This window comes from Micromonospora sp. CNZ303 (assembly GCF_004345505.1).
On sequence record NZ_SLVT01000006.1, the window covers coordinates 193,681 to 209,801 of the forward strand.

Here is a 16,121-nt window from a genome sequence, read left to right on the forward strand (position 1 = left end):
ACCGCAGGGACCCCCGGCAGGGTGAAGATCGGCTATAAGTGGCGGATGGAGTTTCCCGCCTACCTGGCCACCATGCCGATGCACGCGATCACCGAGATCCACGGCGAGCCCGGCCTGCTGGCCCGGTTCCGGCTGGAGCTGCGCGCGTTCGACGAGGCCGCCCGGGAACGGCTCACCGAGGCCCTGGACCTGGCCGCCGAGCTGCACCGCGACGACCGGCGGGTACGCGAGCCCTACCTGAACCACCTGCTGCGGGTGGCGATCCGGATGATGCACCACTACCAGGTCCGCGACGTCGACGTGATCGTCGCCGGCCTGCTGCACGACGCGGTGGAGGACCACCCCGACGAGCTGGCCGGGGCGCACCACGGCGAGGACGCCACCGCCGCCGCCCTGGCGGTGCTCGCGGAGCGGTTCGGCCCGCGGGTGGCCCGGCTGGTCGGCGCGGTCACCAATCCGGCGTACGACCCGGGGCGCGACAAGCACGTCCAGTACCGGGAGCACGTGGCGGCCAGCCTCGACCGGGAGCCGTGGGCGCGGGTCATCAAGATCTCCGACTTCACGGACAACGGGGTGGGCGTCATCCACACCGTCGGCCCGAAGGTGACCTCGTCGGCCCGCAAGTACCGGCCGCTCGTGCCGGTCTACCGCGACCTCGTCACCCGGCCGGACACTCCCCTGTCGGCGCCGGTGAAGGAGCACATCCTCGGCCAGCTCGACCTGGCCGAGGAGCGCTTCAGCGCCATCCTCGACGAACCACCCCACCCGAACTGACCGCGTCTGTCCGCGCGTCGATCCTCATCCGGATCAGGCCGGGAGATGCACGGCCCGGGTGGGTTCGACGAGCACCACGCCGGCGGCACGCGGCACGGTCAGAGATTCATCATGATGCCGTTGGCCAGCGACGTCTGACCCTGCACACCGTCGATCTTGATCGGGCTGCCCGAGATGTGCTCGACGTAGACGCGCATCATGAACTGCCGCCCACAGGTGCTGAGCACCGGCACGCTCGGCAGGGACAGGTACGCCGTGTAGTGGTGGGCGTCGTCGAGGATCGTCTTCGCCGACACGGCGGTGGTCGTCTTGTTGCAGGTGTGTGTGCCGTCGGCATCCATCTGGAGCACTTCGAATCGGACGTTCACCACCGAGTGGCTGCCGGACGTCCGCGCCAGCCGGTACGCCTCGGGCACCCGGTCGCACGACGCGGTGCCCTGGTAGCAGGTCGTCATGGTGACGTTGGCCAGCGCCTGCACGGCGGTGGTGCTGCCGCCGACCGTCCACTTGTCGTGCGGGACGCCGGGCTCGTAGAAGACGAACGCGGAGTCGGGTTGGCCGGGACCGATGTAGGTGCAGGTCGGCGAGGAGCCGATGCTGTCACAAACGGGGTTCTGCCACCAGTGCGCGCCGACCTGGTTGGTCTGGCTCGCCTCCAGCCAGGTGTAGCCGCCGGCCACCGCGGTCAGGTGGTAGGTGAGGTCGGTGCGGCTGGTCGCCGTCCGACCGTAGAGGCCGCACTGGTAGGAGCCGCTGGTCGGCGCGGTGAAGAGCAGGTCGGCATAGAGGGGCAGGTGGCCGTCGACCGCGTAGGACGTGGTGTCGCTGCCCTCGTGGTTGCGGGACGAGGTTGAGGAGATGCCGACCTGCGCACCCCCGCCGAGGCACTTGAGGGTGGCGTTCATCGCCACGATGACGGTCGTGCTGCTGGTCGCTTCGAGCCGCCCGCGCAGGTGGCGGGACTCGCCGGCGACGAGGTTGAGGGTGGTGCCGACGATCAGGCGGTCGCCCCCCGGCGCGAAGTTCACCGGGCTGCCCAGTGTCGTCCGGGTGACCGGACCCTTGTCCGCCTGGGCCGCTCCAAGCGGTGCCAGGACGGCGATGAGAGTCAATATGGGTGCCAAGAATCTGCGCATCGGTCCCCCGTGGACGTGCGAGTCGGAGCGGGCGAGGAGCGGCGGCGGCAGCCTTCCCGACGAACGCGCCGGCCGCCCGGAGTCTAGCGTGATCCGGCCAGCACGAGGGGCCCCGATCCGGTGACGCGATCGCGGCGCAACCGCGCCTCCGAACCGCCTGGCGCGCGGGTATCGGATGCGGTGAACGAAAACAAGTCTCCCCCGGTCCATGTAGGACGTCTACGGTGAGCGATGTTGGCGTTACGGGGGACGCGACGAAATTCATCTGCTGTGCCCGCGGTGCGGTTTCCCGCCCTGCGAGGCGCAGCGACTTTTCGACGATCCGTGCCGCCGGCGCAGGTACACCTCGCGACTACCGGTTGGAGGCCGAATGCGTCGTCCTGTCTTGATCCTCGGTTCCGTCCTGCTGCTCCTGGCCGGGATGGGCCACCCCGCTGGCGCCGCTCCCGGCGCGTCTCCCGGCCCCGGCGCCCCCGCCGTGGACATCGATGCCGTGAGCCGCCAGAACGAACGGCTGGAAGCCGTGCTCGCCGGCCACCGGGCCGGATCCGGCGGCACCTACTTCGACGAGACCGCCGGGCAACTCGTGGTCCGCTACGTCGACAACGCCGACGGAGTGGCCCTGAAGGCCCGCCTTGGCGCGACGTCACGCCGCGCCGGGGACGTCGCGGTCCGGTTCGAACGGGCCACGAGGTCGATCGACAGCCTGCGGGTCGCGACGGCGAGGCTGAACGACTCCCGCGACTGGGCCGGCCCGCATGCCGGCCGAGTGCACCAGGTGACGCTGGACGAGCTGAGTGCGCAGATCGTCATCCACGCATCGGGCGAGTCCGAGCAGCTGACGGCCGCCGCCACCAGGGCCACCGGTCTCACGCCCCGGGTCAGCGTCTCCGCAGCCGGCATCGTGCAGCAGGTCAGCCGACGCAACGACGTCAGCCTCTACAACGGCGGCATGGCGCTCTGGGGCGGCAGCGACGGCTCGGGCAACGACGCAGCCTTCTGCACGGCTGGTTTCCGGATGACGCGCGGCGGCACCAACAGCAACTGGATGACGACCGCCGGCCACTGCGGCCCGAACGGGAGGATCTTCTGGCACAACGGCAGGGGGGTCGCCCGGGTCAGCTCGAACTACGAGTCGCTCGGCACCGACGTGGCGATGCTGGCGCCGTGGAACTCGGACGAGGCATTCAGCCGGCACATCTGGTTCGGCCCCACCAACACCACCACCAAGCGGGGGGTCACGGCCAAGAACACCACGTGGCCGGCGGTCGGGTCCGCGGTCTACGTCTCCGGCGCGAACGGCGGCCTCGTCCATGGTCTCGTCACCTCCACCAACGCGACCTGCGCGGGCAAGCGGATGGTGCAGGTGGACACCGTGACCGGGCACGCCAACGACGGCGCCACGCTCGGCGGCGACTCGGGCGCCCCGGTGGTCAAGTGGAACACCACCACGTCCGACACCACCGACCTGACTGCGGTCGGTAGCCACGCCTGCGGTAACAGCGTCGACACCTCGTACTTCGTGCCCATCCACCAGGTAGAGGCGGCGACCGGCGCCGTCGTGGTGGTCGGCGGCAGCTAGCCCACCATCATCCGTCGGGCCGTCTCCCGACGCGCACGCCCCTCCGGCGGTCCGTCGACCGCCGGAGGGGCGGCCCCGTCCGGCTTCGTCCCGCACGTGCCGCAGGTGGCCGCGCGCCGGCACTCATACGGATCAGTCCGGGAGGTGCACGGCCCGGGTGGGTTCGGCGAGCACCGCGCGTGCCGCCGGCACGTCGGCCAGCCGCGCGGCCAGGGTCGCCACCGCCAGCCGTTCGGGCAGCGCGGCGCTGAACTTGAGCCCGGCAAGGGCCTTCTCGCTGACGTCCGGGAGACAGAGCCGCTCGGCGGCGTCGGCCATGGCAGCCCGCGCCATGTCCCGGTCGACGTCGGGTCGCAGCCGGATCGAGGCGTCGTCGTACCGCTGGGTCGGATCGGCGATCTCGCTGAGGGTGGCGATCAGGGTGGCGTTGGCCCGGAACCCGGCCCACGTCCACCACTTCGTCTCGCCGTCGCCGTCGCGGACGACCACCGTGCCGCCAGGATGGACGAGGGGCGTGGCCTCCTCGCGCAACTGGGCCAGCCTGGTGCTGGCCCGCCCGGTGATGGCGACCGGCGGGTCGGCGCCGAGGAGAACGTCGCGCACCGACCGGACCATCCGGTACGACAGCCCTTGCGGTGAGCCACCGGTCATCCAGAGGGCCTTGCCGCCGCCGTCGGCTGGTTCCACGAAGCAGCGCCGGCGCTTCCAGTCGATGTAGGTGACCCGCCAGCTCCGCCCGGCGAGCAGCAACAGTCGGGGGCCCTGAACCTTCGCGGTGAGCAGCGCCGGATCGATCCGGCCGATCTCGGTGCGACCGGAGAGCACGGTGAACTGCGGCGGGGCGGTGAACACCGCCAGCATGTCCATGAAGTGCCGTCGACCGAACCGCAGTTCCGCCTCCGGCCCGATGAAGAGCATCCCGGAATCGACGTCGAGGAAGCCGCGGTCGACGAGGTGCCGCACGATCACCTCGGCGCTCCTGTCGAAGGGTGCCAGGCCGTTCCACTCCCCCGGCCACACCTGGTCGCCGACGCGGTGCCGCTGGAGCGACAGTGCCAGCATCTGCTGGGCCACGATGTGCCGTGGCTCCGGCGGCGGTACGACCGCCTCGACCCAGCCCTGGGCCCAGAGGTGGAGCAGCCCGGCGGCGTGCAGCAGTCCCTCCCCTTCGAGCGTCAGGAAGAGGCAGTTCCGGCTGCTGCCGGGCCGCCGGCCGGTCCGGCCGATCCGCTGCAGAAAGGCGGCGACGGTAAGAGGGGCGTCGACCTGGATGACCCGGTCGAGGTCGCCCACGTCGATGCCAAGCTCGAGCGTGCTGGTGGCCACGATCACGCAGTCCCGCTCCTGCGCGAACGCCTCCTCGGCTCGCCGCCGCTCGTCCACCGAGAGCGAGGCGTGGGAGAGGAACGTCGTCACGTCGAGCGCCCGCAGCCGCTGGCCGAGTTCCTCGACCAGCGCGCGGGAGTCGCAGAACACCAGCCGCTTCTCGCCCCGGTGCAGGGCCGCGATCACCTTGGACGCGTTGTGCACTGACCCGACGTAGTCCAACTCGATCTCGCCGGCGGCTGGCGATGCCGCCGTCGTGACGCCAGCCGTGCCGATGCCCGGTGCCACCACCCGCGCCGGACGCTGGTCACGGCCGGCGCCCTGCAGCCAGCCCAGCAGCTCGTCGGGATTCCCCACCGTCGCGGACAGGCCGACCCGTTGCACCGGGCGACCCGCCACCCGGGAGAGGCGTTCCAGGACGGCCAGCAGGTGCCAGCCCCGGTCGTCCCCGGCGAACGCGTGCACCTCGTCAACCACGATCGTCCGGAGCTGACCGAAGAACTCGTCGTGGTCGACGGAGGCGCTGACCAGCATCGACTCCAGGGACTCGGGCGTGGTGAGCAGGACGTCAGGCCGCTCCCGGAGGATCGTCCGGCGCCGTCCCATCGTCACGTCGCCGTGCCATAGCGCGGCGCGACGGCCGAGCCAGCCGGTGTAGGTCTCCAGGCGGGGCAGAAGGTTGTTGAGCAGCGCCTTCAGCGGGCAGACGTAGAGCACCGAGGTACCCGACCAGTTCTCCTGCGCCATCCGGGACAGCAGCGGGAACACCGCCGCCTCGGTCTTGCCGCCCGCGGTGGGCGCGAGGAGCAGGGCGTCCTCGCCGGCCAGGAGCGGCTTGACGGCTGCGTCCTGCAACGGCCGCAGCGCCGGCCACTGCAGCGTGTTGACCACGTGGTGCAACACGACCGGATGCAGCAGTTCGGCGCTGCTCATGCCTCGTCTGCGCGTGCCTCGTGAAGTCGTTGGAGAAGTCTCTCACTCAACGACCTGAAGTCCTGGAAGCACCGCTGCACGAGGGTCTGGGTGCTGCCGAGCGCGCCGTCAGCTGATCGGAGGTCGAACATCGGCTTTCGGGCGTCGTGCGCCAGCGGCATCAGGCTCTGGTAGTTGCGCAGCGTCGCGACCTCGTAAGAGCGGTCGTCCGCGCCACTGGCCTGGTTCAGCACCGAACTGGCGAAGACGACGGGCACCCTGTCGAGCCACCGTTGATACGCCTTCACCGGACGGTCGAGTCTCATCTTGGGCTGCATGACGACGTATCCGAGGGGCGTCATCGTGCCCTTCGGCGCCGCGATGTCGGCCGGTACGTGCGGAAGCACGTTGCCTTGCCACACCCGCCGCCAGTCCCGCAGGGCCGGCCCCAGGTTGCGGAGTCCACGCAACGAGAAGAGGTCGGCGGCGAGGGGCATCAGGACTGTGTCGGCCGCCAGCAGCGCTGCCCGGTTGATGGCGCCGAGGTTCGGCCCGACGTCGACCAGGGCGATGTCGGCGCGAACGCGGCGACCGGCATCGGTGATCAGTCGGTGGAAGGCCGTGGTGGTCCGAAGGGCCGCTGGATCACCGATCAGGCTGTTCGGCCACGCGGCGGACAGCTTGTCCTCGAAGGCACTCAGGTTGAGGTCACCCGGCACGAGCCAAAGGCCATCGGTGATCGTGATCGGATCGGCGAAGCGTACGTCACCGAGCCCCTGCATGATCGGCTGCACAGCAGAGGCGACCGTGCCCGAGTCGCGGTGCGCCCGAAGCAGGAGTTTCTGTTGCCCGTCCACAAGCGGCCAGGTCGACTCGAGCCCCTCCTGCCAGATCTCGCTGAGTTCGTCCTCGTCAAGAAACGCCGCCGTCAGGTTGGACTGTGGATCGAGATCCACTGCGAGAACACGATGACCGAGTCTCTGGAGCATGTGCGCGAGGTGATAGGTCAGCGTCGTCTTACCAACGCCACCCTTGTTGTTGAACAGCGCGACCGAGATCATGAAGCCCTCCTGACCAGCACGGTCCATGAGGCGTCGTCGACGACGAACTCCGGCGGCGGGTTTCCATTCCTCGCCAGCGAGACCCTTATGCGGCCGATCCCTCGGCCGAACTGGTTGACGTACCCGAGTGACTTCATGGCGGCCGCCAGCGACGGGTTGCGGTAGTCATTGACCCGGTCGAAGTTGTCGGCTCGGACCTGCCCGAAGGGGCCGCCAGGATTGGTCACCTCGACACGATCGTCGAACCAGGCGACGCGCACGGGCGCGTTGGACGACTCGTAGTTGCGGTGCATGAGGGCGTTCATGCACACCTCTCGCAGGGCCTCGATGGGGTAGTTGGGACGAGACTCCTCACGGAAGCCACTCACCTCCACCAGCCGGGTCCGCAGATGCCCCTTGAGCACCGTCTCCAGCCGCTCGGCCACATCGATGACATTCAGTCGGAGTTCCTGCTCGTCCAGCACCGCGCCACCGACGTCCGTTCCCTCGTAGCGCACGAACTGCACGTAAGCGCCGGGAATCCGACTGGTCGGATCGACTCCGACGAGCAGCAACCCTAGAATCGTCGGGTGGTTCTGCAGGTCCGCGAGACGCAGCGAGGCGAGCTGTTGCTCGGTCGACCGATGGTTCTCCTCGAGCACGGATACGTCGACCGCCTGCCGAAGGTACCCCGATCGGAAGAGGTCGAGATCCAGTTCGTCCAGCGTGCCGCCCACGATGGGCCGAACGTCGAATGGCACGTCGTAGGAACGCCGCCGCTCGGAGAGCACCTTCTCGTCGTTGCTGCTCGCCGTACGGGTGGAAGGCCCAGGCCGGACGTAGACGATGTTGTCGAACCGCACGGGTGGGGTGTGCGAGGCGTTGACCCGGATCCGGATGACCGGCGCACCGTGGTACGGCTCGACACTCACCACCATTGACGGCCGGTCAAGGATCCTTCCCTCGTCCCGGATGCTGGTGAAGGTCAGCAGAGCTTCGTCGGAGGTGTCCAGCCCGTCCACGGGCCGCCCGTGCTTGTCCACGCCAATGAGCAGGTCGCCGCCCCCACGCTGCGCCAAGTCGTTGGCCAGCGCGCAGATGGCCTTCCGGATCGCGTTACGGTCCTTCGCCTCCCGCTTGAATTCGAGGGTCGCGGTCTCCTGTGTGCCAAGGAGCGAGGCGAGGTCGTTGCCCATGATCTGATTCTCTCCTAGAGCTCGAGTGATATTTCGTCAGCGCTGGAGGCATTTCGCTCGACGGCGGTCATCTCGGCGGCGGACATGGTGAGGGCATAGTGCTGCCGGGGGTCGAACTCGGGGAACTGGTCGACCCGGTCGAGCACCTCCCCGACGAGCTTCTTGAGGTACAGGCGCGGCGCGACACCCACCTTGCCGCCGAGCCCGCCAGCGACCGCCCGGGCCAACTGGCCGAGGTAGGCGTCGTCGACCAGAGCGGCCACTCGCGAAGGGGCCGACGAGCCGTCCGCGTACAGGTCGCGGACCCGTCCGCCCAGCTCGACCAGGGAGTCGACGGTGAAGCCGGGCAGCCGGATCTGCACGGCGCGCGGGTTGTCGAACCGGGAGTCGGTGGCGAAGTCGACGGCGAGCCGCTGCGCCAGTGGCGCGAGCCGCTGCACACCCTGCGGCCCCTCGTAGAAGGCCGGGGTTCCGGTGATGACCAGGTACAGACCAGGGAACCGCCCCGAGTGCACCTCGTCGATGAGCTGACGCAGCGCGTTGAGTGCCTTGTCCCGGGCGTCCGAGCGGACCCGTTGCAGGGTCTCCACCTCGTCGAGCACGAGCAGCAGGCCGGGGTGGCCACTGTCGCGCAGCACGGCGAGCAGCCCCTGCAGGAAGCTCAGCGCGGCGAAGTGGTCGAGGTCTCCCTTGACGCCGGCTACCCGACGGGCGGCCGCGGCGACGTGTGGCTGACCGCCGAGCCAGGCGAGCACCGCGTCGGCCGTCGCCGGATCTCCGTCGAGAGTGGCGCGCCGGTAGCCACGCAGGGCGGCGGCGAAGGCGGGGGCGCTCCGGCTCACGGCGGCGAGCCGCTGGTCGAGCAGCGCGGCGACCGCCTGGTCGAGGGCGTCGACGTCGTCGGGGGCGACCTCGCCGGCCGCGAGGACGTCCTCCTCGAGCGCGTAGAACCAGCCGTCGACGACCGGGCGCAGCGCGCTCGGCGGAAACGTCGAGGTGTTCAGCCGTTCCGTGAGCCGCCGGTAGACGGTCTCCAGCCGGTGCAGCGGCGTCTCGTTCTCGGAGACCTGCACCTCTGCGGTGGCGAGGTTGGCCCGTCGGGCGCGTTCGGCGATCCACCGGGTGAAGAACGTCTTGCCGGAGCCGTACTCGCCTCGAACAGCCTTGAAGACGGAGCCACCGGCGGCGACGGTGTCGAGATCCTCGCCGACCGCGGTACCGAACCGGTCGAGCCCCACCGCGAAGAGGTCCAGGCCGGCGGAGGGCACGGCACCCCGCCGCAGGGCGTCGACGACCTCGCGACGGCGGGCTGGACTGACCGTGGTCACGGTTTTGCCCCTGGCAGCCCGAACTGCTCCCGCAGCAGCGCAAGGTCCAGGCGAACGGTCCGGTTGTCGTCGATCTGCGAGAGGACGGGATAGTTGTCGACGTTCAGGATGCGCTGCAGCGTGGTGACGAATCCTCCCGCACGTACCGGTGCCTCACCGGCACGTTGCGCGAGCACCGCCACCGGCAGTACGCCCTTCGCGTCGACGAGCGCGCGCATCGCCGCCTCGATCTTCCGCTCGTCCACGCGGCGCGGCGTCAGGCTGTGCTGAGCTTTGAACAGCTCAGAGGCGAGCAGGCCTGCCACCAGATCCCCGTCGCCGGCCAGCGCCGCCGCAGTCGTGGTCGTCGCCTCCGGTACGTCGAACAGCGCGTCCCCGGTGACGGCCGGTGCCTTCCGGCGCGGCTTGGGCACGGGCGCCGACGTCACGGGCGCGGCGGCCGGTGCGGCGGCGGTCGCCTGCCACCACGGGGGCCGGCGAGCCTCGACGGGTGCCCAGCCGGTCGGCGGCTCGGCGACGTTCGGCAGCAGGAACGCCAGCAGCGGAATGGTGACCTCGGCGAGCGAGGCGCCACCGTGGTAACCCGCCTTGCTGGGCCGGTAGCGCAGGAGCGGGTCCCACAACGCGATGATCCGTTTGCCCTCCGCGACCACGCGCGGGCCGGTCAGCTCGATCTCGCCCGGCGCGGTCGGGCCGGGGCCGGTCCGGTGGCGGGCGGAGGCGGCGTCGGTGGCCTTGACGTGCTGGCCCCCGCGTTCCAGGACGTGCCCGTGGTCGCTCGTGACGACAATCGCGCGGCCGGAGGACCGCGCCTGGTCGAGCAGGCTGCGCAGGAACCCGACGTCGTCGAGCTGCCACCCTGCCTCGCCGCCCTCCCGACCGTGCGCCAGCGACTCGTCCACGGTGTTGATCACCACGGCGACCACAGGAGCCGGGCCCGCGACCGCCGCCGCCAACTCGCCGGCGAACACCTCGCCCGCGCCGCCCCGGGCCGGGCCCTTGTGGAAGATCCGCGAGCCCTTGCCCCAACGGCCCTCGGCGAAGAGCTTCTTCTCGTGCTCCTGGTTGCCGCTGCGCAGCGCGCCGGCGAAGAGCGAGGTCCGGGAGACGGCGGTCAGTGTGGGCAGCGCCGCCACGACGCCCCGGCGGCGTCCCGCGTCGGCTCGGGCCAGCGGGTCGTACTCGACCCAGTGCTGGGACAGCTCGTCGGCGAGCTGCACCGCGACGGCGGCGCTCATGCCGTCGAGGACGACGAGCAGCACCGGCCGGTCGGCGCGGATCAGCGGCTCGACGACGCGCGGAAGGATGTTCTCCACGGTGAGCAGCCCGCCGTCGTTGCCCGGCCCGGCGGTCGCCCAGGCGCCGAGGCGTCGGGCGAAGGCGCCGTCGAGCTCCCGGCGGCGCGCCTGTGCACGATCGTGGATCTGCCGGAACGCCTGCTGCAACTCCGGGTGAGCGTCGTCGCCGGCCCAGACGTGGTTGAGCGCCAGGTCGGCCCAACCCCACTCGGCGATCTGCCGATCCATCCCGTCCGCGACACTCTCGGGCGGCGCGACGTCCGTGCGGAGCCAGCGCACGAGGCGCTGCGCCATCCGGATCCGCGTGATCCGCTCCGTCTCGGCTGCTGCCAGCCGGTGCTCGGCGAGGTGTTCAACCGCCCGCTCCAGCGCGGTGTCCGCCGGATCGTGCAGCCCGGCGAGCAGGGCCCGGGCCACGACGCCGATCCGCTGGTTGAAGCCGGTACGCAGGATCGCACTGTGCCCGGCGCTGCCGGCCGCGTTGAACTGGACGAGCAGTTCCTCGGCGCGGTCGAGCACGGCGTGCCCCTGCCGTCGTACGTCCGCTTCGGCAGCGGCGAGCAGGCCGGTGACCACCTGTACGGTCGCCTTGGCGAAGCCCCGCACCGTCGCGTCGTCGTTGAGGCTGCCGAAGTACTGGTCGACGCGGCCCTGGGCACGTACCGCGTCGGCGTTCTCGGTGCTCCACAACGCGTCGCAGACGAGGCCGAGAGGCAGGGCCTCCTGGCCTCGCCCGGCAGCGGTCAGTGCGAACAGGGCCTTCGCCGGCCGGCCGAACTGCTCCACGAGCCAGCGACCCAGCCCGTCCTGTTCCTCCTCGCGCAAAAGCCCGTAGGCCTCGGCCCCGCCCGGCTGGGCGCTCCACCGCAGCAGGGCGGCGACATCGAGGTCGTCCGGGTTCTCGCCCCGCCGGTCGAGGCCCAGGCGCACGGCGGCCAGGTGCCGCAGTGCGACGTCGCGGGTCAGCACGGGGGTGGCGAGCTTTGGCCAGCCCGCCGTCGGCATGGCGTCGAGCAACGCCACGCCGGCCCACGACTCCCGCTCCAGAGCGGGGTCCGGCAACTGCGCGCCGAAGGCGTCCACGACGAGGTCCCACGGCTCGACGGTATGCACCCGCTCCCGGAAGATCCGGCTGCGGACGCCGTGATGCAGCACGGACTCCGGGATGTCGGTGAGCAGGACCAGCACCTCGTCGCCGCGGTCGGCGACAAGGTGCTCCCAGACGGCGAGCGGCGAGACACATGCCTCGATCCGGGCACGGCGGCCGTCGGGCAACAGCATCGTCGGGTCGTGCGGCCACGCGGGTTCGGCGCGCACCACCATCACCGGGTACGCGTCGCCGTTGCGGTGTCGGTCGAGCTGCTGCGCCACCTTCTGGCGCAGAGCCGCCGGGCTGATCCGCAGCGCCTGGGCGGGGGCGGGTGCCTGGGTCACGAGACGATTCTCCAGCTCACCTCGATCTTGGTGCCCGGGTGGGCGGCCGCGAAGGCGCGAAGCTTCTCGACCGCCCGGTCGACGTCGGCCGCCGGGACGGCAACCTCGTTCCTCGGGGTGGCCACCGTGCCGCCGCCGGCGCCCGGCTGACGCGTGCCACCGGGATCGCGGCTCACGACCTCAGGGGACCGCTCGTCGATCGACTCCCGACTGCGCGTCACACGACGGATCAGTGTCACCGCGTCGGCCTGTGCCCGGCGCAGGGCCGGGGACAGCGGGGCGGTCAGCTCGTCGGCTTGGCCGACCCGGCGCAGTTCGGTGAGGATCGCCGTCGCCTCGGTGGCCCAGGCGCCACCGAGCCCGCTGATGATCTCGAAGTTGTCCCAGGAGGCGGCGGCGAGATCGGCGGAGACCTGGGCCGCGCTCTTGATGCTCTTCCCGGTCCGGTCGGCCGGGCCGCCGAGTTCGGCACGAGCGAGGCGCTCCACGGTCTCCACGGCGGTACGCGAGCTGGTCAGCCCTTCCAACAGGTCCGCCGCGACACGGGCGGTGCCGAGCCGGCCACCGGCCGCCTCCGTGTCGATGCCCAGCCACCTAGCGTGTTGTTCGAGCCGGGCGACGAGCCCGTGCGCGGCTTCGCGGTAGCGGTTCGCCTGGGTCATCAGGTCACGGCCGAACATCGCCACGAGCCGGCCCCGCCGCAACGCGATCGGCTGGAATCCGAAGATGGCCGCGGCGTGGGCGCGGGCGGTGTCCCAGTCCTCCTGGCTCGGCAGGCGCTCCTCGCGCAGGGTGTGGTCGGCGGAGATCCGGCCAAGGTCGGGCGCCGGGACGAGTGGGCTGCCGTGGTGGTGGAACGCGCGGTCAGTCTGCTCGGCGAAGGCGGCCACGACGAGCTGCGCCACGATCGGGTCGAGGCCGCGAGCCTGGGGCTGGTCGATCCAGCGCAGCAGGTCGGCCACCCGCAGCTCGCCCGTGATGCCCTCAGCGGCGGCCTTGTGGTGGAAGTGCTGGGCCCACTGCCCCTCGATGACGAACGCCGCTTCGTGCATGGTCCCGAGCCCGAGCGGGTTGGCGATCCGGCGCAGCGTCTGCCGGTGGGCCCGGTCCACCTCGACCCGGCCCTCGGGTGACTCGACCGCCTGCCGGACGTGGTCGAGGACGACCTTGACCTCGGGCAGGCGAACGGCCTCGCCCTTGCGGTCGGGGTCGAAGTCGGGGTGGGCGGGGAACTGCTGGCTGAGCATCTGGTCGCCGAGGCTGCGCAGCGCGTCGTTGAAGGTGGCGCCCATCGGCAGCTTCGGTTCGAGGGCACGGGTGAGCGACTGCAGGTGGTCGTCGAAGCCGAGCTGCACGTCGGTGGGCTGCTTGGTGGCCAGCCCGTACGCCTGCCGCAGCACGGCCTGGATCTTGGCGATCAGGGCACTGCGCTGGTTCGTCAACGCGGCCTGGGCGCGGCGCCGGTCGTCGGGGTTGAGGTGTTCGGCATGGCTGTCGAAGCGCTGGCCTTCGAGCAGCTTGTCGATGATGGCGAGCTTGCCCAGGTCGGTGCGGCGCTCGACGGTCAGCGCCGCCGGAATCCAGCAGACCGTCTGGGAGGTCGTCCGGCTGGTCAGCTCCTGCACCCGCTGCCGGTCGTCGGCCGGTCCGTGGCTGCCGTCGTCGAACGGATAGTCGATGATCATGCGCCAGCCGGCGGGATCGTTCGGATGGAACGCCTCGTCCCGGATGTCGTGCGGGTCGCGCACGTTGCCGTAGACCAGCTCGACGGCGCGGCGGCTCCCCCGCCAGGTGAGCCCCGCCTCGGCGAAGAACGAGTCGCTCCACGGCACGCCGAGCTGCTGCCAGAGCAGCCGCTGCACGAGATGCTTGCGGGCGCCCTCGTTGTCGTAGTGCTTGGCGGTGGCCAGCACGCTGTCGACGTCGACGCCGACCAGTTCCAGGGAGACCACCGGGTCGTCGCCCTCGCCGATGCGGATCTCGGCGAACCGACCCGCCCAGTCGGCGAGCTTGCGGCTGACCTGGGCGACCTCGCCGCCGGGAATCGGGCTGGTGATGCTGCCGTGGTTGAGCGCGGACAGCCGCCGGGCGGTCAGGTTCCGCAGCGCCGGCACGCTGGGCGCGAGGGCCGCCAGCAGCAGCGTCTTGACCAGCCGGTCGTCGCCGGTGAAGGCCCGGACCCGGCCCACCGTCTCGGCGGGCTGCGGGTCGCCGCGGCGGGCCGCGTCGAGGTCGTCGTCGGTGAGGCCGTACTGGCCGAGGAGGTAGGGGCGCAGCTTCAGGTCGTAGAGCTTCTGGGCCATCTCGAACTCGGCCTTGAGCTTCTCGGTGAAGGGCTGGTCGCCGCCGCTGCTGATCACGTCGTAGAGGTCGCCGAGCGGCACGAGCTGGCCGAGGCGCAGCGTGTCGCGACGATCGACCAGCAGCTGGCGCATCAGCTTCAGCGCGGTGCGGGAGCGCTGCAGCGCGCTGGAGACGTGCACGAGCGTGGAGAGGAACGCGGGGCTGAACGGGTACGTCGACCGGAAGGCGTCGATGTCGGCGCCGCTGCCGGAGTCGGTGCCGAGCAGGGTGTCGAAGACCTCCCGGCGTACCTTCGTGGTGGCGTCGAAGGCCCGGGCGATGGCCTCGCCGGCCGTGGTGTCGAGGGGTTTGAGCAGCCGGCGGCGGGCGATCTCCGGGAGGTTGCGGTCCTCCAGCTTGATCACGTCGAAGCGGCCGCTGGCCAGGTTGAGGGTGTCCTGGTAGCTCAGCTCGTTGGCGCCGGTGACCTCCTCGCCGACGAGTTCACGCAGGTCGCGCTGCCGGGCGATGAAGCTGATCACCGGAATGGGCCGGCGGGTGTCGCCGCCCTCGACGAAGTTGGTGATCTTCTGGATCTCGCGGGAGACGAACTGCTGGTCGCCGATGGAGTTGGCCAGCCAGAGGATCAGCTCGTCGAGGAAGAGGATCAGGCCGTGATAGCCGAGTTCCTTGGCGTGCCGGCTGATCTCGGTCAGGCCCCGGTCGAGCGAGACGAACGCCTCCGCGTCCTCCCGCGCGTTGCTGAAGAAGCCCTTGTTCCAGCTCGTCAGCAGGTCGTTGACCAGCTTGCGGCGCAGCTCGTCGTTGTACGCGCCTGCGAACGCCTGGTCGAGCCGCTCGGGCGTCCAGAAGGTCTCGCTCTCGCCCCACTCGTCCTCGACGTCCCCGCCCGGCAGGCCGTCGATGAACTGCTTGTCGCCAATCTTCTCCCGCAGCGAGGCGGCCTGGTCCAGCAGCGCGTCGGTGCGGTGCACCGCCGGGATGGGCGCCTCGGGGTGCAGCGCGCGGACCCGGTCGACGTAGCCGCCGAGCACCCGCTGCTCCAGGGAGCGGGCGTCGAGCAGGTGGTACGGCACCAGCAGGAACTTGCGACCGTCCAGCCAGACGCTGTGCTTGGCGACCAGCGGCGCGAACTCGTCCCGCCCCCGGGCGACGGACTCGCCGCGCAGCAGCGCGTGCAGCACCGCCATGAAGTGCGACTTACCGGAACCGAAGGAACCGTGCAGGTAGGCGGCCTTCGACGCGTGCCCCTCGACCGCGGAGCGAATCAGCCCGAGCGCCTCGTCGAAGTTGCCGAGCAGCCGATCCGTGACCACGTAGTCACGGAGGGTGGAATCGGCGTCGGCGACACTGTCGGCGAGCTTGAGCACGAAGTCGCTCGTGCTCGTGCGCTCCGGGATCTCGATGAACTCCCGGAGCAGCGGCGCGGGGGTGGGCGAAGACATGCCGTTTACCGTACCGATCAGTCCGCGCCGGCTCGGAGCAGGCGCGCGTCCGGAACGACAGGACTGACTCCTCGGCCCGACCGGCCGCTACCGGATATTCCGCCCAGTAGTCGCGCGGTAGACATCAACAGCCGATCATGGGGTGGACACGGCCATACGCCACGGGGTATGGAGATCCGAAGACGAAGGCATGGATCGTGCGGGCCGGCCGTGACGACAGCTATGACGCACTCGTCCTCGACAAGGCTCTTATCGCGGTCGCCTGGTCGGCTGGCGCGACGAGTTGCCATAGCCGAGACCGCCGGGACGCCAGCATCTCGGTCACCTCGGCCACGTCGCCGGCAGT

General features: G+C 70.8%; 9 protein-coding genes. 2 read left to right on the forward strand and 7 right to left on the reverse strand.

What is annotated here, in order from left to right; translation table 11 throughout:
- Positions 1 to 45 precede the first annotated feature (45 nt).
- Complete coding sequence (locus EV374_RS12505) at positions 46 to 774, forward strand: HD domain-containing protein (RefSeq protein ID WP_132234782.1); 729 nt, start codon at positions 46 to 48, stop codon at positions 772 to 774.
- Positions 775 to 872: 98 nt separating this feature from the next.
- On the opposite strand, the gene EV374_RS12510 is transcribed toward EV374_RS12505, so the two are convergent.
- A complete protein-coding gene (locus EV374_RS12510) occupies positions 873 to 1,910 on the reverse strand; it encodes a hypothetical protein (RefSeq protein WP_207914114.1) in 1,038 nt (345 codons plus the stop codon).
- A 370-nt stretch (positions 1,911 to 2,280) separates the two neighbouring features.
- On the opposite strand from EV374_RS12510, the gene EV374_RS12515 reads away from it, so the two are divergent.
- Positions 2,281 to 3,492 carry a S1 family serine peptidase gene (locus EV374_RS12515; protein WP_132234784.1) on the forward strand — a complete coding sequence of 404 codons (1,212 nt, stop codon included), beginning with the start codon at positions 2,281 to 2,283 and terminating at the stop codon, positions 3,490 to 3,492.
- Positions 3,493 to 3,624: 132 nt separating this feature from the next.
- Here the strand turns inward: EV374_RS12515 and EV374_RS12520 are convergent, their stop codons facing one another.
- Genes EV374_RS12520 through pglY form a run of 6 tightly spaced genes read right to left on the reverse strand, consistent with a single transcriptional unit; the run spans position 3,625 to position 15,775 of the window.
- On the reverse strand, positions 3,625 to 5,751 hold the full coding sequence (locus EV374_RS12520; protein WP_132234786.1) for a DEAD/DEAH box helicase: 2,127 nt from the start codon (positions 5,749 to 5,751) through the stop codon (positions 3,625 to 3,627).
- Complete coding sequence (locus EV374_RS12525) at positions 5,748 to 6,791, reverse strand: ParA family protein (RefSeq protein WP_132234788.1); 1,044 nt, start codon at positions 6,789 to 6,791, stop codon at positions 5,748 to 5,750. Before EV374_RS12525 ends, EV374_RS12520 begins: the two co-directional genes overlap by 4 nt.
- Positions 6,788 to 7,966, reverse strand: coding sequence for an ATP-binding protein (locus tag EV374_RS12530; RefSeq protein ID WP_132234790.1), 1,179 nt, complete (start codon positions 7,964 to 7,966; stop codon positions 6,788 to 6,790). Before EV374_RS12530 ends, EV374_RS12525 begins: the two co-directional genes overlap by 4 nt.
- Before the next feature lie 14 nt (positions 7,967 to 7,980).
- Positions 7,981 to 9,294: a BREX system ATP-binding protein BrxD gene (gene brxD / locus EV374_RS12535; protein WP_132234792.1), complete on the reverse strand. Its 1,314-nt coding sequence runs from the start codon at positions 9,292 to 9,294 to the stop codon at positions 7,981 to 7,983.
- Positions 9,291 to 12,026: a BREX-2 system phosphatase PglZ gene (gene pglZ, locus EV374_RS12540; protein WP_132234794.1), complete on the reverse strand. Its 2,736-nt coding sequence runs from the start codon at positions 12,024 to 12,026 to the stop codon at positions 9,291 to 9,293. The genes brxD and pglZ overlap by 4 nt, the downstream gene beginning before the upstream one ends.
- The gene (pglY, locus tag EV374_RS12545; RefSeq protein ID WP_132234796.1) at positions 12,023 to 15,775 is read right to left on the reverse strand and encodes a BREX-2 system ATPase PglY; all 3,753 of its coding nucleotides are present in this window, start codon (positions 15,773 to 15,775) and stop codon (positions 12,023 to 12,025) included. Before pglY ends, pglZ begins: the two co-directional genes overlap by 4 nt.
- Between the last annotated feature and the right edge of the window lie 346 nt (positions 15,776 to 16,121).